The 20,326-nt window shown below is 35.1% G+C and carries 20 protein-coding genes; all 20 read left to right on the top strand.

Annotated elements, in window-relative coordinates; translation table 11 throughout:
- The first annotated feature begins 338 nt into the window (after positions 1–338).
- A complete protein-coding gene (murJ, locus tag JYB65_RS11955) occupies positions 339–1,883 on the top strand; it encodes a murein biosynthesis integral membrane protein MurJ (RefSeq protein ID WP_206582922.1) in 1,545 nt (514 codons plus the stop codon).
- Positions 1,884–1,908: 25 nt separating this feature from the next.
- Positions 1,909–2,868, top strand: a complete 960-nt coding sequence (locus JYB65_RS11950; protein ID WP_206582921.1) for a glycosyltransferase — start codon at positions 1,909–1,911, stop codon at positions 2,866–2,868.
- A gap of 53 nt (positions 2,869–2,921) precedes the next feature.
- Positions 2,922–3,626, top strand: a complete 705-nt coding sequence (locus JYB65_RS11945) for a WbqC family protein (protein ID WP_206582920.1) — start codon at positions 2,922–2,924, stop codon at positions 3,624–3,626.
- 13 nt (positions 3,627–3,639) lie between these two features.
- Positions 3,640–4,608 (top strand): hypothetical protein, encoded by a 969-nt coding sequence (locus JYB65_RS11940; RefSeq protein WP_206582919.1) that lies wholly within the window; start codon positions 3,640–3,642, stop codon positions 4,606–4,608.
- Positions 4,605–5,609, top strand: a complete 1,005-nt coding sequence (locus JYB65_RS11935; RefSeq protein WP_206582918.1) for an NAD-dependent epimerase/dehydratase family protein — start codon at positions 4,605–4,607, stop codon at positions 5,607–5,609. The genes JYB65_RS11940 and JYB65_RS11935 overlap by 4 nt, the downstream gene beginning before the upstream one ends.
- Complete coding sequence (locus JYB65_RS11930; RefSeq protein ID WP_206582917.1) at positions 5,603–6,706, top strand: DegT/DnrJ/EryC1/StrS family aminotransferase; 1,104 nt, start codon at positions 5,603–5,605, stop codon at positions 6,704–6,706. Before JYB65_RS11935 ends, JYB65_RS11930 begins: the two co-directional genes overlap by 7 nt.
- 21 nt (positions 6,707–6,727) lie before the next feature.
- Positions 6,728–7,816, top strand: a complete 1,089-nt coding sequence (locus JYB65_RS11925) for a glycosyltransferase family 4 protein (protein WP_206582916.1) — start codon at positions 6,728–6,730, stop codon at positions 7,814–7,816.
- 33 nt (positions 7,817–7,849) lie between these two features.
- The gene (locus JYB65_RS15220) at positions 7,850–9,070 is read left to right on the top strand and encodes a glycosyltransferase (RefSeq protein ID WP_206582915.1); all 1,221 of its coding nucleotides are present in this window, start codon (positions 7,850–7,852) and stop codon (positions 9,068–9,070) included.
- Between the two features lie 23 nt (positions 9,071–9,093).
- Entirely contained in the window at positions 9,094–10,161 is a 1,068-nt protein-coding gene (gene galE / locus JYB65_RS11915; RefSeq protein ID WP_206582914.1) for a UDP-glucose 4-epimerase GalE, read from the top strand.
- A complete protein-coding gene (locus JYB65_RS11910; RefSeq protein ID WP_206582913.1) occupies positions 10,154–11,182 on the top strand; it encodes a nucleoside-diphosphate sugar epimerase/dehydratase in 1,029 nt (342 codons plus the stop codon). Before galE ends, JYB65_RS11910 begins: the two co-directional genes overlap by 8 nt.
- 20 nt (positions 11,183–11,202) lie before the next feature.
- The gene (locus tag JYB65_RS11905; RefSeq protein WP_206582912.1) at positions 11,203–12,339 is read left to right on the top strand and encodes a polysaccharide biosynthesis C-terminal domain-containing protein; all 1,137 of its coding nucleotides are present in this window, start codon (positions 11,203–11,205) and stop codon (positions 12,337–12,339) included.
- 17 nt (positions 12,340–12,356) lie between these two features.
- Positions 12,357–13,481 carry a non-hydrolyzing UDP-N-acetylglucosamine 2-epimerase gene (wecB, locus tag JYB65_RS11900; RefSeq protein ID WP_206582993.1) on the top strand — a complete coding sequence of 375 codons (1,125 nt, stop codon included), beginning with the start codon at positions 12,357–12,359 and terminating at the stop codon, positions 13,479–13,481.
- Positions 13,482–13,529: 48 nt separating this feature from the next.
- Positions 13,530–14,732: a glycosyltransferase family 4 protein gene (locus tag JYB65_RS11895; RefSeq protein WP_206582911.1), complete on the top strand. Its 1,203-nt coding sequence runs from the start codon at positions 13,530–13,532 to the stop codon at positions 14,730–14,732.
- 24 nt (positions 14,733–14,756) lie between these two features.
- A complete protein-coding gene (locus tag JYB65_RS11890; protein WP_206582910.1) occupies positions 14,757–15,380 on the top strand; it encodes a sugar transferase in 624 nt (207 codons plus the stop codon).
- Positions 15,377–16,015, top strand: coding sequence for a NeuD/PglB/VioB family sugar acetyltransferase (locus JYB65_RS11885; protein WP_206582909.1), 639 nt, complete (start codon positions 15,377–15,379; stop codon positions 16,013–16,015). The genes JYB65_RS11890 and JYB65_RS11885 overlap by 4 nt, the downstream gene beginning before the upstream one ends.
- A gap of 17 nt (positions 16,016–16,032) precedes the next feature.
- The gene (locus JYB65_RS11880) at positions 16,033–16,260 is read left to right on the top strand and encodes an acyl carrier protein (RefSeq protein ID WP_206582908.1); all 228 of its coding nucleotides are present in this window, start codon (positions 16,033–16,035) and stop codon (positions 16,258–16,260) included.
- A 29-nt stretch (positions 16,261–16,289) separates the two neighbouring features.
- Positions 16,290–17,033 carry an SDR family NAD(P)-dependent oxidoreductase gene (locus JYB65_RS11875; protein WP_206582907.1) on the top strand — a complete coding sequence of 248 codons (744 nt, stop codon included), beginning with the start codon at positions 16,290–16,292 and terminating at the stop codon, positions 17,031–17,033.
- Positions 17,034–17,067: 34 nt separating this feature from the next.
- Positions 17,068–18,123: a ketoacyl-ACP synthase III gene (locus JYB65_RS11870; RefSeq protein WP_206582906.1), complete on the top strand. Its 1,056-nt coding sequence runs from the start codon at positions 17,068–17,070 to the stop codon at positions 18,121–18,123.
- 22 nt (positions 18,124–18,145) lie between these two features.
- Complete coding sequence (locus JYB65_RS11865; protein WP_206582905.1) at positions 18,146–19,888, top strand: HAD-IIIC family phosphatase; 1,743 nt, start codon at positions 18,146–18,148, stop codon at positions 19,886–19,888.
- A gap of 178 nt (positions 19,889–20,066) precedes the next feature.
- Positions 20,067–20,306: an acyl carrier protein gene (locus tag JYB65_RS11860; RefSeq protein WP_206582904.1), complete on the top strand. Its 240-nt coding sequence runs from the start codon at positions 20,067–20,069 to the stop codon at positions 20,304–20,306.
- Positions 20,307–20,326: the final 20 nt, after the last annotated feature.

Below are 20,326 nucleotides of genomic sequence, written 5' to 3'. Positions count from 1 at the left end.
TGACCTTTACTAGTGAAGAATCAATTGAATATATCCAGAACTTGAAACAGGGCTTTAAAGGAAGCAATTAGATTATGAAAAATTAAAAAAGGTGATACTGTTTTAAATGAGAACTTCGAAAAGCTTCGCAAGCTCTTATTCGGTCAGTCTAGTGAGAAAAGATGCATAAGAAAAACCTCATCGGCGGAATGAGTCCAGGATTATTATTTTGTGAATCTATGATGACCGTTAACAACTTAGATTTTGTACTCTCAGCAATAGGCGCCTTTTGTTATTGTAAACAAAAGGCAAAGATAGTATAATTAAATACAAATAGGTATGAGGTGGACAAGTTTTAAATGATAGAACAAGATAGTAAAATAATAGAATCTACTGCAAAGATAGCAATGATGATGGCTATTCTTACGCTAATATCAAAATGTTTTGGCTTTGTACGAGAAACTGTTATGGCAAATTTTTTTGGTGCAGGATATATTACAGATTCATATGTGATGGCTCAAAGTATTCCTGGAATTCTAACTGGAGGGATATTCGCTGCAGTTTCTACAACGTTTATACCATTATTCTCTCAGACTATAAAAAAGGCAGGAAATAGAGAAGGGGATCTTTTTACAAGTAGAGTTATTAATTTGCTGATAGTATTTTCTATTGTGGCTAGCGTAATCGGTCTTTTATTTTCTCGGCAATTAGTAGAGTTATTAGCGAACGGATTTGATCAGCAGCGTATTGAATTAACAAGTACCTTTTTAAAGATTACATTTATATATACTTTATTTTCATCAACAGCGTCTATTATAGATGCATATCTTCAATATAAAGGCTTTTTCTTAACTCAAATATTAGCTGGCTATGCATTAAATATAATGGCAATTTCAACTATCATTTTTAGTAAATATACAAGCTATTATTATTTGGCTTTTGGCATATTGTTAGGGCAAGCTGTAAGGTTTACTATTGTCTTTCTAAAAGCTAGAAAAATTGGGTTTAAATATCATATTTCATTTAGAACTACTGATGTTGTTAATAAAATTATTGTTCTTGCAGTGCCTGTATTTATTAGCTCATATGTATATCAGATTAATACTTTTATAGATAAAGCTCTGGCTTCCCAGTTAAAATTGGGAAGTGTTTCTGCTTTATACTATTCTATGTTGTTGGTCACATTAATTACTGGTTTGAGCGCTAGCATAATTTCAACAATATTTTATCCGAAAATTGCACAAGCAAGTACAAATAATGATATTTCAAAGCTTTCACAAATTTCTAGTAAGGGAGTTAATTTAATCCTTATTGTTACGATTCCCTTTTCATTAGGAATTGTTTTTTATGGAACGCAAGTAGTTAAGCTTGTTTATGAAAGAGGAGCTTTTGATTCAACGGCGACAGGTCTTACGGCAAGCGCGTTTACTTTTTATGGCTTAGGAATGTGTTTTTTGGCTTTAAATGAGCTTCTAATGCGTGTTTATTATTCCATGCATGATATGAAGACTCCGATGATTTTTGCTGGAATTAGTACAGTAGTTAATATAGTGCTCTGTTTAATTTTAGTTAGATTTATGCAACATAATGGCTTAGCATTAGCGACAAGCATCGCTTTTTCAGTAAATACATTGCTTTTGATCTTTGGAGCAAGAAAGAAATATCCAAATATATATTTTATTGAATCAAAATTTAAAATAATTAAAATAGTGATTGCGGCGGTATTAGCAATTTCAGGATCTTTATTTGTAAAGGAATTATTTGCAGACTGCTCAAATAGGGGGACAATTATTGAAATAATACAATTATTTGTTTGCTTTTTATTCGCGTGTATTATATACATCATAATATTATACAGTTTGAAAATTGATGAAATAAAAGCCATAAGAAGTTTATTTAAATAGGTTAATTGTTCTAGGAGTAACGTTTATGAATGAGATAATGGTAAGTATCTGTTGTATTGCCTATAATCAAGAAAGCTATATTAGGCAAACAATAGAAAGCTTTTTAATGCAAGAAGCTAAATTTAAATATGAAATATTAATTCATGATGATGCATCAACTGATGCTACCCCACTGATTATTAAAGAATATCAGGAAAAATACCCACATCTAATTAAGCCAATATACCAAACGGAAAACCAGTATTCGAAGGGAATATCGGTTTTAGCTTTAAATATGAAAAGAGCTTTAGGAAAATATATTGCTATATGCGAAGGAGATGACTTCTGGATAGATCCATATAAATTGCAAAAGCAAGTAGAATATTTGGAGTCGAATCCTGATTGCACTCTTATTACACATGCTGCAATTATGGTGAATCATAATGGACACAAATTGCGTAGAAAAATACAACCTTATACTGAAAGCAGAGTTTGCAACGTTAGAGATATTATTATGGGAGATGGAGGTTTCTTTTCAACTAATTCAATGATGTTTAAAAGTGAGTTGGGTAAGTCATTGCCAGCTTTCTATTTTGGATTACCAGTTGGAGATTACCCCCTAACTATATTTCTGTCGTTAAATGGACAAGTTTATTATATAAACGAAGAATTGTCGGCATATCGAATTGTTGCAAAAGGATCATTGTCAGCAACAAACTTGTTTAATAAAGAAAGAGCTATTCAAGTTTTAGTTAAGATAAATAAAATGCTAGATGAAGCAGATGCGTATTCAAATGAGCGGTTTACAGATTATTTCAAGGAAATGAAAGTAAAAAGGACTTTCTATTATTTGTTAGAATATGACGGCAGGGCAATTAAAAATAATGAAGAATGTAAAAGGTTCTATGATAAACTAAGCAGAAAAGAGCAGCTAAAAAGCAATTTAAAATGTAATTTGCCTGTGATTTATAGAATTTATAAAAAACACTTCATGGGTTGGGTTTGAACTGTTTAAATGTAACAGAAATGATCGTTTTTTAATTAATAAAGGGGTGTAAGATGAAGTTAGGTATAATGCAACCATACTTTTTCCCATATATAGGATATTGGCAATTAATCAATGCCGTGGATAAATATGTAATTTATGATGATGTCAACTTTATTAAAGGTGGATGGATAAATAGAAACCAAATATTAATGGATGGAGAAGCGAAATACATAAATTTACAGATGAGGGGTGCAAGCCCTAATAAACTTATCAAAGAAGTAGAGCTATCTGTCGATCCAGTATATAATAAAAAATTGTTAAAGAAAATTGAAAGTTGTTATAAAAACGCACCTTACTATTTACAGGCTTTTGAAGTTATAGAAGATATAATAAGTCAAGGTGAAAAAAATTTAGCAAAATATTTAGAGTATGCAATACAAAAAGTCTCAAATTATCTGTCAATAGATACGGAAATAGTTATTTCTTCTTCAATAAATAAGAATGAAAATTTAAAAGGAGAAAATAAAGTTATAGAAATTTGTAAACTATTAGGAGCAAAAGAATATTTAAATGCAATAGGGGGACAAAAGCTATATAGTTATGAAAATTTCTCTAAGAATTTTTTAGAACTTAATTTTATAAAAACTGAAGAAATTCAATATAAACAATTTAATAATCAATTTGTGCCAAATCTTTCGATTATAGACGTGATAATGTTTAACTCAAAGGAAGAAATTGATAAAATATTGAACACTTACACTTTAGTGGCAAAATAATGAGGTTATTCAAATGAAAGAAATTGGTGGTTATTTCGAGTTAAGTAATGTAGGCGTGTTACCATATTACAGAGAGTCGGTCGAATTAAATCTTGGGCGTAGTTGCTTAAAATATATTATTCGATTTAAAAATATTAAAAAATTGTATATACCATATTATATTTGCGATGTCGTTACGAAAGCGGTCCAAGAAGAAAGATGTGAGATTGAATTCTATCATATTAATAATAACCTTTTGCCTAGCTTTAATAAAAAACTAGCAGATGGAGAATGGCTCTATATTGTTAATTATTTTGGACAAGTTGATAATGAAACAATAAGATTATTCAAAGATAAATATAAAAGTATAATAGTTGATAATGCTCAGGCATTTTTCACCGAACCTGAAAAAAATGTTGATACTATTTATACTTGTCGAAAATTTTTTGGAGTCCCAGATGGTGCGTACCTTATAACTGATCAGATAGAAGATTCAGTATTGCCAAGAGATAAGTCAGCAAATCGAATATCGCATATATTAGGACGTCTAGAAAACACCGCTTCTGAGTATTTTCAACTATATCAAGAAAATGAAGAAGCTTTACAAAATGTGCCATTGCGAATGATTTCGTTACTTACGAAGACGTTGTTAGGAAACCTTGATTATAAACAAATTAAGGAGCGACGAGAAAAAAACTTTTCTTATTTGCATAAAAACCTTGATCCAATAAATTGTCTAAAGGTAAAAGAAGTCCCTGGGCCATATATGTATCCATTATTATTAAAGAATGGTGGAGAAGACTTAAAAAAGACATTAATAAAAGAAAATATTTATGTTCCAACGCTTTGGCCTAATATATTAAAATTATGTAAGGTGGATTCTTTTGAGTGGAAACTCACGAAGAATCTAGCTTGTATTCCTTGCGATCAAAGATATGATTTTAAGGAAATGGATATTATAATTAAGACAATAAAGAAATATAATGGAGGCTTGTTACGATGAAAAAAATTATTATTTTTGGTGCTACAGGTAATGTTGGATCTTATGTATTGAAGTATGCTAAAGAATATTTTGATGCTAATAAATATGAAGTGATTGCAACTGGTCGTCGTGAAACAGACTTTTTTTCTAGTATGGATATTCCATATTATTCTGTTGATATTTCTAAAAGTGAAGATTTTGATAAACTTCCTAAGGAAGATGTATATGCAGTTGTGTTCTTAGCAGCACAAATTCCTTCATACATGGAAGGATATCATCCTGAAAAATATATTGAGTCTAATATTCTAGGTGCATATAATGTGCTAGAGTATTGTCGAAAAGTTAAAGCTGACCGTATTCTATATTCAACTACAGTTTTTGATATTTCATTATGCGCCAAAGATGATGTTGTTTTAAAACCTGATCTTCCATATAATTTTAGCTACAAGGGAGATCATTCGGTTTATGTTATTTCAAAGAATACTGCGATTGAACTTATAGAACATTATCATCAGGAATATGATATTAAGAAATTTGTTTTCAGATTTCCTACGATTTATAGTTACAGTCCTTATCATTATTATCATCCTAACGGGATTAAAACAATTAGGCCTATATATTTAATGATTGATAAAGCGATGAAAGGTGAGCCAATTGAACTTTGGGGGGATCCTAACTATGCAAAGGATATGGTTCACGTTTATGACTGTGCTCAAATGATATGTAAAACAGTTGAAGCTAATCTTGAAAAAGGTTTTTATAATGTGGGAACGGGCAGACCAGTTACGCTGCAGGAACAAATTGAAACAATTATTAAAGTATTTTCTCCTGTTGAACATCCATCAGAAATAATCTATCGATTAGATAAGAAGGCTGGCGGAGGCTTCTTAATGGATATTGAAAATGCAAAGAGAGAATTGGGATACGAACCCCAGTATGATTGCTTAAGGCTATTTGAAGACTATAAAGCTGAAATGCAGGTTGATAGATTTAAAGAACTAAGAGAGAATTTGAGATGTTAAATAAAAAGAGAATATTAGTAACACGCTCTTCTATGCCAGAATTAGAAGAGTATATTGAGGAAATAAAAGATTTATGGGAAAGTCACTGGTTAACAAATATGGGGACAAAACATAAACAACTCCAAATAGGATTATTGAAGTATTTAGATACTCCTAATATTGAGCTTTTCACAAATGGGCATCTTGCCTTAGAATGCATTATAGCAGCATTTGCTCTTACAGGAGAAGTGATAACAACTCCTTTTACCTTTGCATCAACAACTCATGCAATAGTAAGAAATGGTCTAAAGCCAGTTTTCTGTGATATTAATTTAGAGGATTTTACGATAGATGCGGATAAGTTGGAAGAATTAATAACCGATAAAACAACAGCAATTATTCCAGTTCATGTCTATGGGAATATATGTAATGTTGAAAAGATTGAACGAATTGCTAATAAGTATAAATTAAAAGTTATTTATGATGCAGCCCATGCTTTTGGTGTTACTGTTAATGGAATAAGTAGTGCAAATTTTGGAGATGCATCGATATTCAGTTTCCATGCAACAAAGGTATTTAATACCATAGAAGGTGGAGCAGTATCATATAATAATGAGAATTTATCTAGGATATTGTATGATATAAAGAATTTTGGAATAACAGGGCCAGAAACTGTTGAATATGTAGGTGGAAATGCAAAAATGAATGAGTTTCAAGCAGCTATGGGCATTTGTAATCTAAGACATATTGACGGGGAGATCGAAAAAAGGAAAGTTGTATTTAATAGATATATGCTACAATTAAACAATATCGCCGGAATCAGGTTGCCTAAAGAAAGAAAGGAGGTTAAGCGTAATTATGCGTATTTTCCGGTAATATTTGATCAGTATAAATTAAATCGTGATCAAGTGTTTGAAAAACTTAAGAGTGAAGATATACATGTGCGTAAATACTTTTACCCACTCACTAATACTTATGATTGTTATAAAGACAAGTTTAATGTTGAAGAGACACCTATTGCAAAGTATATTTCTGAACGAGTTCTGACGCTACCTATTTATGCTGATTTAGAATTATGTGAAGTGGATCGTATCTGCAGCATTATATTAAATGCTTAAGAATGAGGTAGAGGGCCAATAATGAAAGTTTTATATATTACAAATGTTCCTAGTCCATATAGGGTTGATTTTTTTAATGAATTATCAGATTACTGCGACTTAACTGTTTTTTACGAAAAAGATGTAGCGTCAAATAGAGATACTAAGTGGGAAAATAAAGATAGTAGAAAGTTCAAACAAATTTTTTCAAGAGGTATTTTTAATAAAGATGAAAGTGCTTTATGCTTTAACATACTTCCTATTCTCTTAAAAAGATGGGATAAAATTGTAGTGGGAGGGTATGCAACCCCTACAGGGATATTAGCTATTTTAATTCTTAAAATAAAAAGGGCCAAGTTCTACATAAATGCAGATGGTGGATTTATAGCAAATGAAAAGTTATTGAAGTATAGACTAAAACGGTATTTAATAGGAAGTGCAACTTATTGGTTATGTACGGGAAAAAGAACAAAGGAATATTTAGTTCACTATGGAGCAAGAAGTGAAAATATCTTTGAATATCCTTTTTCTTCACTTAAACTATGTGAAGTTGAAAAAGTTTCACAGGATAAAAAAGAACGATTAAGGATACAGTTAGATATTACAAACAATATTATGGTTCTATCAGTTGGGCAATTTATTCAAAGGAAAGGGTTTGAAGATTTACTTAAAGCCTGTTCCTTATTAGCGGAAAACATAAGTGTTTATATTATTGGCGGATCTCCTACAGATACCTATAAAAACATTGTAAAGAAATATAACTTGGAAAATGTCCATTTTATTGGTTTTAAAACTAAAACTGAATTAATAGATTTCTATCATTGTGCTGACATTTTCGTTCTACCTACAAGAGAAGACATTTGGGGTTTAGTAGTTAATGAGGCGATGTCACATGGATTACCTACAATTACGACTGATAAATGTATTGCAGGGTTAACCATGATTAGTGAAGGTCAAAATGGCTTTATTATTCCAATAAAAGATGAACAAATTTTAGCAGACAAGATAAACCTATTAGCTAAGGATCGAAATTTAAGAACAGTTATGGGCGAAAGAGCGATGCAGACTGCAGGTATTTATACAATAGAAAATATGGCTAGAATCCATTACAAAATATTCTTAAATAATTAAAATTCTTAGAATCTAAAAGTCAGGAGTAAGGTAGTGAAAGTTCTTCAAATAAATTCTGTTTACGGAGTTGGAAGTACTGGAAGAATCGTAGAGGATTTAGGGAGTACATTGACTGAGCAAGGAGATGAATATTTTGTTTGTTTTGGACGAGACGAGCAAATAAAGAATGAATCTGTAAATGCTTATAAAATTGGTTCTCGTTTAGATATTAAGATTCATGGTATTTTAACACGAGTATTTGATATGCACGGGTTTGGTTCGCTAAAAGCTACTCAAAGATTGATAGAGGTTATTATAAAATATGAGCCTGATATTATTCATTTGCATAATATACATGGATATTATGTTAACATTAATGTCTTATTTAAATTCCTAGAGGAATATCATAAGCCCGTTATCTGGACATTGCATGATTGCTGGAGTTTTACAGGACATTGTGCCCATTTTGATTATATAAACTGCCCAAAATGGAAGACTGGTTGCTATACATGCCCTCAAAAGGGAGAATACCCGAGCAGCAAGTGGCTGGATAACAGTCGATTTAATTATAAAAAAAAGAAAGAACTGTTTACTTCTGTAAGCAGTATGAATATTGTCGCCCCTTCTTTGTGGCTGCAGGGCTTGGTAAAGAAGTCATACTTATCAAAATATCCTGTACATTTAATTAATAATGGAATTGATCTGACCATTTTTAAACCAATACAAGATATCGAAGAGAAAGATAAAATCTTACAAAAGCTTGGATGCCAAGGGAAATTTATAGCCTTAGGAATTGCCAGCGTTTGGGGAGAACGGAAGGGATTGAATGAATTCTTGGCCTTAGGCAAGATTCTTACACCGGAATATCAAATTATTCTAGTAGGATTATCTGAAACACAAAGAAAGGCATTACCCTCCAATATGATAGGTGTGACAAGAACAAATAACATTCAAGAGCTAGCAAAATATTATGCGGTAGCGGATGTATTTGTAAATCCAACACTGGAGGATACATTCCCTACTACAAATATTGAGGCTCTGGCTTGCGGAACACCAATTGTTACATACAATACAGGGGGAAGTCCTGAAATATTAGATGAAAGCTGCGGCATTATCGTTGAAAAAGGCAACATCCATGAGTTATGTGAAGCAATATATAAATTGAAAAGATACCCTATTGGCGCTGAAGAATGTTTAAATAGAGCAAATTTATTTAGAAAAGAAGATAAATATAGAGAATACTATTCCTTATATAAACAAATTTTAAAAAGGTAAAATCTTTTAAGTCGAGGATAAAAATGGCAATATTAGTTACAGGTGGGACGGGATACATCGGCTCTCATACAGTTATTCGTCTCTTAGAAAAAGAACAAGAAATTGTGATTATTGATAATTTATTTAACAGTAAGTTATCCGTTATAGAAAGCATAGAAAAAATAACTCAAAAAAAAGTAAATTTTTATTGTGGAGATGTTTGTAACCGTCAAATGATTCGAGATATCTTTATGAGACATAACATAAAGAGCGTCGTTCACTTTGCAGGGCTAAAAGCGGTGGGAGAATCTGTAGAAAAGCCGTTAATCTATTATCATAATAATATCATGTCCACATTGTCTTTGTTGGCAGTTATGGATGAATATCATTGTAAGCGGTTGGTTTTTAGTTCATCAGCAACCGTTTATCAAGATGCGAAAACTGTATTGCCTGAACAAATTGGAACTGGAATTATTGAAGGAAAAGCAATTTCTGAAGACTTTCCACTAAACGCAACAAATCCATATGGCATGACAAAATTAATGATTGAACAAGTCTTGAGAGATATTTATATGTCGGATAATCAATGGGATATCGTAATATTAAGATATTTTAACCCAATAGGGGCCCATGAAAGTGGCTTAATCGGTGAAGACCCTAATGGCATTCCCAACAATTTGATGCCGTACATCTTAGAAGTTGCAAAAAAGAAAAGGCCTTATCTGAATATTTTTGGTAATGATTATCCGACTAAAGATGGGACAGGTGTACGGGATTATATCCACGTGATGGATTTAGCTGATGGTCACGTAAAAGCATTGGAGCATATGGAGTCAAGGTGCGGTCTAAAAACATATAATCTGGGTACAGGGAAAGGCTATAGTGTATTAGAATTGGTAAATACTTTTAAAAAAGTATCTGGTGTGGATATTCCTTATAGAATAACAGGTAGAAGGCTTGGAGATATTGCTAGCTGTTATGCTAATCCTTCAAAAGCGGAAAAGGAACTCAGATGGAAGGCAAATTATTCGCTAGAAGACATGTGCAGAAGCGCATGGAAATGGGCGACAGTAAAGAATTTGTCATTTAACGGAGATGAAGAGAATGTTTAAAGATAAAACATTATTAATAACAGGCGGTACAGGTTCTTTTGGACATGCTGTTTTAGACCGCTTTTTAAAAACCAATATAGGAGAAATTCGTATTTTTTCAAGAGATGAAAAAAAACAGGATGACATGAGACAGGAGTATCACAATGAGAAGTTAAAATTCTACATTGGTGATGTTCGGGATTTAGCAAGCGTCAGAAATGCTCTTCATGAGGTAGACTATATTTTTCATGCAGCCGCATTAAAACAGGTGCCTTCTTGCGAATTCTTTCCAATGGAGGCCGTTAAAACCAACGTAATCGGTACTGACAACGTATTGGCGGCTGCAATTGATGCAGGGGTTTCAAAGGTCATCTGCTTATCTACGGATAAAGCTGCGTACCCAGTTAATGCTATGGGAACTTCAAAAGCTATGATGGAAAAGGTTTTGATTGCTAAGGCAAGAACTGTAAGCCCAAAAAAAACCATGATTTGTGGGACAAGATATGGTAATGTGATGTGCTCAAGAGGCTCGGTCATTCCACTTTTTATCGAGCAAATTAAGGCAGGTAAGCCGCTGACCATTACCGATTCGGAAATGACGAGATTTATCATGAGCCTTGAAGAAGCTGTGGAACTTGTCTTATTTGCATTTCAGCATGCGGATAGCGGAGATATCATGGTGCAGAAGGCACCGGCCTCTACTATCGGAGATTTGGCAAAGGCCGTGATTGAATTATTTCAGGTGGACAATCCAATTGAAATAATCGGTATCAGACACGGAGAAAAGATGTATGAAACATTACTAACTAATGAGGAGTGTGCACATGCCATTGACCTAGGAGAATTTTATCGTGTGCCCGCTGACAAACGTGATTTAAATTATGATAAGTACTTCGTAGATGGTGAAACAGAAAGAAATTCCTTGTCAGAATTTAATTCTAAAAACACTCAATTATTGACTGTGGAACAAATCAAAGAAAAGCTTCTTCAATTGGACTATATACAGCAGGAGCTTGCTCTGTGGAATAAAGAGCAACTTTAATATTAAGGGGTTTCTTCAATATGAAAATTTTAATTACTGGAGCCAACGGATTTATCGGGAAAAATTTAATAGTAGAGCTAAAAAATAAAGGGTATCAGGACTTATATTTATGCGCTAGGAATACAACAGCGGCAGAATTAGAACAATATACGTCTGATTGTGATTTTGTATTTCATTTAGCTGGGATTAACCGTCCCCTCACGGAGGAAGAATTCCACACAGGCAATGTGCAGTTTACTGAAACGCTTTTGCAGCTCCTGAAGAAGCAAAACAATAAAGCCCCAATCATTTTCGCGTCCTCCAAACAAGCAATGCAGGAGAATGCGTACGGTAAAAGCAAATTGTCGGCAGAACAAGCATTACTGGAATATGAAAAGGAAGCACCTGATAAGGTATTTATTTATCGTCTTTCTAACGTGTTCGGTAAGTGGTGTAAACCAAATTATAATTCTGTTGTAGCAACTTTTTGTCACAATATTGCCCATGATTTATCGATACAAATTCACAATGAGTCAAGTGAGTTAAATCTGATTTATATAGATGATATTATAGAAGAGTGGATATCCCTGTTGGAAGGTGTCACAATCAGACCAGCTCTGGACCACAGATATTATATCCATACCATTCATCAAACGACTTTAGGTAAATTAGCAGAGATCATAGAAAGCTTTAAAGAAAGCAGGCGAAACTTACAAGCATCGGATATGTCAGATGCATTGGTTAAAAAGCTATATAGCACGTATTTAACTTATTTACCGGAAGAAGAGTTTTCTTATCCATTAAAAATGAACGTGGATCAGCGAGGCTCTTTTACAGAAATTTTAAAGGCGGACAGCTTTGGACAAGTATCGGTTAATATCTCTAAACCTGGCATTACTAAAGGAAATCACTGGCATCATACGAAAACAGAAAAATTTTTAGTGGTCAGCGGGCAGGGGATTATTCGATTTAGAAAATTAGTGACTGATGATTGTACAGAAGAAGAACAACAGATTCTCGAATATTATGTAAGTGGTGAAAAGCTGGAGGTCATTGATATACCGCCGGGATATACTCATAACATTACAAATATAGGGACAAGTGACCTAGTCACAATCATGTGGGCCAATGAAAGCTTTAATCAGGACAAACCCGATACCTATTTTCTGGAGGTATAGAAATGCAAGGTAAAACAATAGATAAATTAAAAGTAATGACGATTATAGGTACAAGGCCTGAGATTATCCGACTATCCGAAGTAATTAAGGCGTGTGACCGTTATTTTGAGCATATTTTAGTCCATACCGGCCAGAACTGGGATTACACCTTAAATAAGGTGTTTTTTGAAGATTTGAAGCTACGGGAGCCGAATTTCTATTTAGACAGTGTAGGCGATCATTTGGGCTCCACAATGGGCAACATTATTGCCAAGTCGTATGAAGTCATGCAGCAGGTGAAACCAGACGCATTGCTGATATTAGGAGACACAAATTCTGCCCTCTCTGCCATTTCTGCGAAGCGACTAAAAATTCCCGTATTCCACATGGAGGCAGGAAATCGCTGTTTTGATCAAAATGTTCCGGAGGAGATTAATCGAAAAATTGTCGACCATATATCAGATATTAATTTGCCATATACAGAGCACAGCAGAAGATATTTGTTGAGTGAAGGTTTTCGAAAAGAACATATTTTTGTAACCGGATCACCTATGAGGGAAGTACTTGAATCAAATTTTGATGAGATTGAGGCAAGCGACGTGCTAGGACGAATGGAGCTTCAAGAAGGTAAATATATTTTGCTTTCTGCACATCGGGAAGAAAACATTGATGATGAGGCAAACTTCCTGTCGTTGATGAATGCGGTGAATAATGTCGCTGAAAAGTATCAGATGCCGGTGATCTATTCCACGCATCCAAGAAGCCAAAAGAGAATTGAAGAGAGAAGTTTTCAATTCCACCCCCTTGTAAAAAATATCAAACCTTTAGGTTTTTTTGATTATAATAAACTACAACTAGAATCCTATTGCGTATTGTCGGACAGCGGAACCCTTTCGGAAGAAAGTGCCATGTTAGGATTTCCTGCGGTTTTAATTCGAACATCCACAGAACGTCCGGAAGTATTAGATAAAGGGACAATGGTAATAGGGGGAATCACCGGGCCAGAAGTTGAACAAGCAATCGAATTAGCTGTGCGATTGTGGCAGGATGACATCGTAGTGGAAACGGTGTGGGATTATGAAGACCGCAATGTAGCGACGAAAGTAGTAAAAATTATTCAAAGCTATACCAAAATTATTAATAAAGTAATTTGGAATAAATAGAATGATAGAATAGGGGCAGAGACTTTTTTCTGCCGGATTGGGATGAAAATGAACATACTGTTTTTAATGATAATATCTCCTCAAATAGAAGCCAATCCGAATCTTTATACGGAATTAATGGAAGAATTTCGTGACGAGGGCCATGAAGTCTATGTTGCTGCTATTGATGAGAAAAAGAATGGCAGACAGACTAGAATTTCAATGGAAAAAGGAATTAGAATTCTGCATATCAGAACGGGCAATTTATTTAACGTGAATCCGATTGAAAAGGGCCTAACAACCCTCTCTCTTGGCGGACTCTTTAGAAAAGGGCTGAGAGAATATTATAGTCAGGTAAAATTTGATCTGGTTATGATGCCAACGCCTCCGATTACGTTCGCGCCTGCCATGGACTATATTAAAAAAAGAGATGGCGCAAAAGCCTATTTGATTTTGCGGGACATCTTCCCTCAAAATGCAAAAGATTTAAACCTGATGAACAACGAACTGCTTTTTCAATTTTTCCGAACAAAAGAAAAAGCCATGTACAAAGTTTCAGATTTTATAGGTTGCATGAGTCAAGGAAATATTGATTATGTGCTTAGACACAACCCAGAAGTGGACAAAAGCAAATTGGAGCTACTGCCAAATTGGAGTAAGTTTAGCCCTGAAGAGGACAAAACAGATCTGAAAATAGATTATAAGGCGAAATATGGGATTGAGGGTAAGTTTGTATGTATTTTTGGAGGCAATATCGGATGGCCGCAGGAATTGGAGTTTTTATTGGAACTTGTAATGGCTGTAAAAGAGCGCAAGGAGATTGTGTTTCTGATTGTAGGTAAGGGCATTATGAAGCCTAAAATTGAAAAGATCATTCAAACGGAAAATTTAACGAATGTTTATCTAAGAGATTACTTACCAAAGGAAGACTACGATGGATTGGTAGCCCAGTGCGATGTCGGCCTCATTAACTTAGATAGGCGATTTACAATACCTAACATCCCATCAAAGACAACCGGTTACTTTAAAGCAGGTATTCCAATTTTAGCTTCTATAGACGCCAATACGGATTATGGAAAAATTTTAGATGAGGCAAAAGCAGGTTTGTGGTCTGTAACAGGTGACTTGGAAACATATAAGAAAAATTTGCTATATTTTATGGAGCATCCAGAGGAAACAAAGCAAATGGGCCGAAACGGTAAAAATTATCTGAAAGAGTATTTATCGGTTACAAAGGCATATAATACAATTATGCGACATTTTAACGGTTAAATTTTGATATAGAAGTGGTTGAATATGTTTAAAAAATGGATAAAGAGACTAATAGACTTTGTACTTTCCCTTGTGATGATTATACTTTTGTCTCCAATATTGATCCTTGTATATGTTTTAGTTCAAAATAAGTTGGGTAGGCCGGCAGTATTTAAGCAAGAACGACCAGGATTACAGGGTAATGTTTTTACGATGTACAAATTCCGAAGCATGGCAGACGAACGGGATGGAAACGGAGAGCTGTTGCCAGATGCTGTGCGTTTGACGACGTTTGGTAAGCTGCTCAGAGCTTCTTCCTTGGATGAGTTGCCGGAATTGTTTAACATATTAAGGGGAGACATGAGTTTCGTAGGCCCTAGACCATTATTGGTGCGGTATTTGGACCGATATACAGCGGAGCAGGCTCGGAGACATGATGTTAGGCCGGGACTGACCGGATGGGCGCAAGTAAATGGGCGAAACGCTATTTCATGGGAAGATAAATTTAAGCTAGATGTATGGTATGTAGATCATTGGAATTTATGGCTTGATTTTAAAATATTATGGATGACATTTATTAAAGTTTTCAGAAGAGAAGGAATCCAAGCAGCAGATCATGCGACAATGGAAGAATTCATGGGAACGGAGAATAAAGGGGGAATAAAGTGAAACAGCTGGTTATAGTTGGTGCCGGCGGCTTTGGAAGAGAAGTCGCGGATACTATAAAAAGAATCAATAATACTGAACAGAGATATGATCTGTTAGGCTATGTAGATGACGATCAAGAGCTTTGGGATAACAAGGTAAACGGATTAAAGGTGTTAGGTGGTAAGGATTGGCTAAAGCAGTTTTCAAAAGAGCATGACATTTTTGCGGTTATGGCGATAGCGAATGCAGCGGTAAAACGAAGCTTGGCAGATTACTTGAATGATTTTGTCCAGTGGGAAAATATTGTTGATCCATCTGCGCTTATTTCGTCATATGCAGAAATGGGTGTGGGGAATATTATACAGCCATTTGTAGTAATTGGTCCGAATACAAAGATAGGCAATCATTGTATGTTTAATTTGCATACCAATATGGGACATGATGCTAAAGTAGGGAATTTTGTCTCTGCTATGAGCATGTGTGATATCACTGGCGGAGTGTTGATTAAAGAAGGTGCCTATTTAGCAACAAGCGTAGCTATAGTGCCGCAAGTGGTGATTGGGAAAAATGCGTTTATTAGTGCAGGTTCTGTGGTATTAAAGGATGTTGAGGACGATGCCCAAGTCATCGGATATCCTGCCAAACGTATAAGATAAGATGGAGAGGTGAAAAAATGGACGGTAAGTTAATAGAACATATGGCTGAAATACTGGAAGTGGAGCAAGAGGAGCTATTGTTGGATACAGCTTTTAAAGCGGACAAATATGACTGGGATTCTTTAAAGGGATATGCAATGCTCGTGATGCTGGAAGAAGAATTTGGGATAGAAATGCCAGTAGATGATTTTATTGAGGCAAAAACAATACGGGATTTGTTCGATTACATACAAGTAAATCAATAGCATTTCTAACTGTAAGAGGATAAGAGGATATGGGTGATAAAAAATGGATCATTGTTACAGGAGCATCAAGCGGTATCGGCAAAAGTACGGTGTGTAAGTTGCTAGAGTCAGGGTTTGGTATTATTGCAACCGCTCGTGAAGTACAAGCATTAGAGGTGTTATATAGGAATCAGGAGGACGTAAAAATCATTCCATGGGACTTATCTGATGTGGCAACCATTAAGGATTATTCAAAATTGGTAAAGGAACACGCCGCAGTGAGCGGATTGTTGCATTGTGCGGGAATACAAGCAACTACCCCGATTCATTTGATGAAGACAGAGAAGTTGCAAGAAATTTTTTATATTAATACCTTTGCGGCAATGATGTTGGTAAGCCAGTTTTCTAAAAAAGGAATGGTTGATGAAGAAGGAGCTTCATTCGTGATGGTATCTTCTTTGGCGGCCCATGAAGGGGCTTTCGGAAAGGCTATGTACGCCGCATCAAAAGGGGCATTGGAAGGATTTGTAAAAGCGTCAGCTCCGGAATTAGCTGAGAAAAAGATTCGTATCAATGCCGTTGCTCCGGGAGTTGTGCAAACAAGAATGGTTGAACAATATTTCGCACAGCTTACTAAAGAACAGAAGCAAGCTACCCTTGGAGCTTATCCTTTAGGTTTAGGACAACCGGAAGATGTTGCGGAAATGGCAGTATTTTTGTTAAGCGAAAAATCTCGGTGGATAACCGGACAAACGATAGTAGTGGATGGCGGACATACAGTCAGAAAGTGTTAACGCGAAATTTGAAGATAAGGTAAGGGAAAAGATCATGCCCATTTTAAAAACAGTAAACGTAGAACTAACAGGAATATGTTGCGCACTGCCGCAAAATGCCAAATCTATTTATGAAATTGGTGACGGATATTTTAGTAAAGACGAGATTGAAAAGGCAACTCACTCGGTAGGCGTGAAAGAATTATTTGTTGCGGAGAAAGATCAGACGGCAGCTGATTTTTGCTATGCTGCCGCAGAAAAATTAATAGAAACTTTGAAGTGGGAGAAAGATACGATTGACGGGTTATTATTTGTTTCTCAAACACCGGATTACAAAATGCCGGCAACTTCCTGTGTTTTACACGGACGATTAGGGCTAAAAAGTGATTGCATTGCTCTTGATATCAATTTGGGATGCTCCGGGTTTGTACATGGATTGTTCTTAGCCAGTCAGTTTATTCAAAGCGGAGCCTGCAAGCGAATATTAGTGATGACTGGGGATACGCTTAGAAGACATATATCCCCGCAAGATAAAGGCATATCTTTCATTATAAGCGATGGCGGCGCAGCAACGGCTGTTGAATATTCGAAACATCCAACCCCCATGACGTTTATCATGAAAACAGATGGCAATGGCTATGAAGATTTAATCATAGAAGCAGGCGGCGAGCGTCTGCACTGTTCTGAAGAAACGAAGCAGTTATATGAAGATAAAGACGGAAGCAAAAGATCCAAAGAAAATTTCTATATGAACGGTATGAATGTCTTCACATTTGCAATCAAGCAAGTACCTAATGTGCTTAATCAAATTTTAGAAGAACATCCGTGGAATAGGGCAGACGTGGATTTGTTTCTTCTCCATCAGGCAAATTCCTATATGGTCAAATATATAGCCAAAAGAGCAAAAATTGATGAAAATAAAATTCCGATTAATATTGGTAAATTTGGAAATACGAATGGATCGACGATTCCATTTTTAATATGTGATCTTAAAGATAAATGGCAAAACAGAAAAAATGTGGTACTGGCTGGTTTTGGAATCGGATTGTCATGGGGAGCTGTGGCTTGCGAACTGGAAAAATTAGAATGTGCAGAGATAATAAGAATTTAAACCAATTGACACAGGGGTAGCGATGAAGTTTACAGAGTTAAGAAAAAATTTAAAAAAAGATTATTCTACTTTTAGAACAGTAAAAATGGCGATTGTTGCTGATTGGTCGGTTCCAATGCTGGCACAAGCGATTAGAGGATATGGCTATGAGTTCGGATTGGACATTCATATTTATGAGGCAGCATATGATCAAATGGAAGTGGAATTGCTGGATGAGACCTCTGAGCTATATCGGTTTCAGCCCAACTATATATTGATCTTTCCATGTATAGAAAAATTTCAAGAGAAATTTTATAATACGTCGGAAGGAGAGCGAGCTGAAGTTGTTGAACATCAAATTTTTAGAATAAGGCAACTATGTAAGCAGGCTAATAAGCATGCAGACTCAAACGTGTTAATATGCAACTATTGTGAAATAGATGATGGAATCTACGGGAACTTTGCCGGTAGTTATAAAAAATCACTGCTTTATTCCACTAGAAAGATGAATATTGAACTGGGGGATATTGCCGCTGAAGAAAATTGTTATCTAGTAGATATATGCACGCTGCAAAACTTACTAGGCAGAGCAAACATGGTAGATAATCGGTTGTATTACATATCAAAAACGGTATTTTCCATGGACACACTAGTATTAATTGCTAAGCAAATTTGCGATGTGATCTCGGTGCTTTTAGGAAAGATAAAAAAATGTTTGATTACCGACCTAGATAATACTTTATGGGGTGGGATTATTGGAGATGATGGACTGGAAGGTATTCAAATCGGAGAATTAGGGATTGGAAAAGTTTTTTCTGACCTGCAGCTCTGGATAAAGGAACTTTCTAGACGTGGTATCGCGATAGCTATATGTAGTAAGAATAATCAAGATACTGCGATGCAACCATTTTTACAACATCCTGACATGATTTTGAGGCCAGAGGATATCTCCGTATTTGTGGCAAATTGGAAAGATAAGGCAACCAATATTAAAAAGATACGTGACATACTAAATATTGGTCTAGACTCAATCGTTTTTATAGATGATAACCCATTTGAGAGAGAATTGGTTCAGACACTTCTTCCAGAGGTCGCGGTTCCTGATCTTCCGAAAGAGCCGACAGAGTATGCAGCTTATTTAAAGAGTCTGAATTTGTTTGAAACAGTTCAATTATCAGACGTAGACCGCGAGAGGACAAAACAGTATCGTGAGGAAGCAAAACGTGTTGTGATGCGGGATACTATGACCAGCTTAGAAGCTTATTTACGTGATTTAGAAATGGTTGCGGAGGTAAAGTCTTTTGACCCATTTTCCATTCCTAGGATAGCACAGCTGACTCAACGATCGAATCAGTTCAATTTGAGAACAAAACGGTATTCTGAAAATGAGCTGCAAGTCATGCTAAAGCATTCGGAACAGTTCTTGACGATGGCAGTTACGGTACAAGACAGATTTGGTGATTACGGCATAATCGGAGTCGTTATTTTGGAAAAAATTTCAGAAGATACGTTATTTATTGATACGTTATTGATGAGCTGCCGAGTCTTGAAAAGGACAGTGGAAGAATTCTTGTTTAACGAAATGGTTCGGTTAGCCCAAGGGAAAGGCTTTTTAAAATTGGAGGGAGAATATATTCCTACCAATAAAAACGCCATGGTTTCCGGATTGTTTAAACAATATGGATTTACAGAAATAGAAAACGAGCAAAAATCATCCGTCAGCACACGGTGGACGCTATGTGTTTCAGAATATATCTCGAAAAAGACTTTTTGTGAAAAAGGATAATAATTAGATGAAAATACATCACATTGGATATTTAGTTAAGAAAATAGAAAAATCAATTGAAGCGTTTGAGGAATTAGATATAGCTTGTTCGAAGAGATTTTCTATGATCAGCAAGAGAGATATTGATTTATGATAGAGCTGATGGAAAGTAGTAATGAAGTAAGAAAGGAGTTAAATTATGACTAGAGATGAAGTTTTGAATAAAGTAACAGAAGTATTTAAAGAGTTTTTTGACAATAAGGACCTTACAATTACCTTGGAGACGACAGCTGAAGACATAGAAGATTGGGATTCAGTTGCACATATACAGTTGGTTTTTGAACTAGAAGCTGCATTTGATATACAGTTTGAAGCTGAGACAATTGGTGAAATGAAGAGCATTGAAAGCATTGTCCAAAACACTGAGATAATGATGTAATCGATTATATAGATCAAGAG

This window comes from Clostridium aminobutyricum, assembly GCF_017255415.1.
Classification (GTDB): domain Bacteria; phylum Bacillota; class Clostridia; order Peptostreptococcales; family Anaerovoracaceae; genus Aminipila; species Aminipila aminobutyrica.
Note: the sequence above shows the minus strand (reverse complement) of the source record. Positions and strands in the feature narration are given on the sequence as shown.

Bases quoted from the DNA above. Each gene is read 5' to 3' on its own strand.
- murJ (WP_206582922.1), top strand. From the start codon at position 339: ATGATAGAACAAGATAGTAAAATAATAGAATCTACTGCAAAGATAGCA.
- JYB65_RS11950 (WP_206582921.1), top strand. From the start codon at position 1,909: ATGAATGAGATAATGGTAAGTATCTGTTGTATTGCCTATAATCAAGAA.
- JYB65_RS11945 (WP_206582920.1), top strand. From the start codon at position 2,922: ATGAAGTTAGGTATAATGCAACCATACTTTTTCCCATATATAGGATAT.
- JYB65_RS11940 (WP_206582919.1), top strand. From the start codon at position 3,640: ATGAAAGAAATTGGTGGTTATTTCGAGTTAAGTAATGTAGGCGTGTTA.
- JYB65_RS11935 (WP_206582918.1), top strand. From the start codon at position 4,605: ATGAAAAAAATTATTATTTTTGGTGCTACAGGTAATGTTGGATCTTAT.
- JYB65_RS11930 (WP_206582917.1), top strand. From the start codon at position 5,603: ATGTTAAATAAAAAGAGAATATTAGTAACACGCTCTTCTATGCCAGAA.
- JYB65_RS11925 (WP_206582916.1), top strand. From the start codon at position 6,728: ATGAAAGTTTTATATATTACAAATGTTCCTAGTCCATATAGGGTTGAT.
- galE (WP_206582914.1), top strand. From the start codon at position 9,094: ATGGCAATATTAGTTACAGGTGGGACGGGATACATCGGCTCTCATACA.
- JYB65_RS11910 (WP_206582913.1), top strand. From the start codon at position 10,154: ATGTTTAAAGATAAAACATTATTAATAACAGGCGGTACAGGTTCTTTT.
- JYB65_RS11905 (WP_206582912.1), top strand. From the start codon at position 11,203: ATGAAAATTTTAATTACTGGAGCCAACGGATTTATCGGGAAAAATTTA.
- JYB65_RS11895 (WP_206582911.1), top strand. From the start codon at position 13,530: ATGAACATACTGTTTTTAATGATAATATCTCCTCAAATAGAAGCCAAT.
- JYB65_RS11890 (WP_206582910.1), top strand. From the start codon at position 14,757: ATGTTTAAAAAATGGATAAAGAGACTAATAGACTTTGTACTTTCCCTT.
- JYB65_RS11880 (WP_206582908.1), top strand. From the start codon at position 16,033: ATGGACGGTAAGTTAATAGAACATATGGCTGAAATACTGGAAGTGGAG.
- JYB65_RS11875 (WP_206582907.1), top strand. From the start codon at position 16,290: ATGGGTGATAAAAAATGGATCATTGTTACAGGAGCATCAAGCGGTATC.
- JYB65_RS11870 (WP_206582906.1), top strand. From the start codon at position 17,068: ATGCCCATTTTAAAAACAGTAAACGTAGAACTAACAGGAATATGTTGC.
- JYB65_RS11865 (WP_206582905.1), top strand. From the start codon at position 18,146: ATGAAGTTTACAGAGTTAAGAAAAAATTTAAAAAAAGATTATTCTACT.
- JYB65_RS11860 (WP_206582904.1), top strand. From the start codon at position 20,067: ATGACTAGAGATGAAGTTTTGAATAAAGTAACAGAAGTATTTAAAGAG.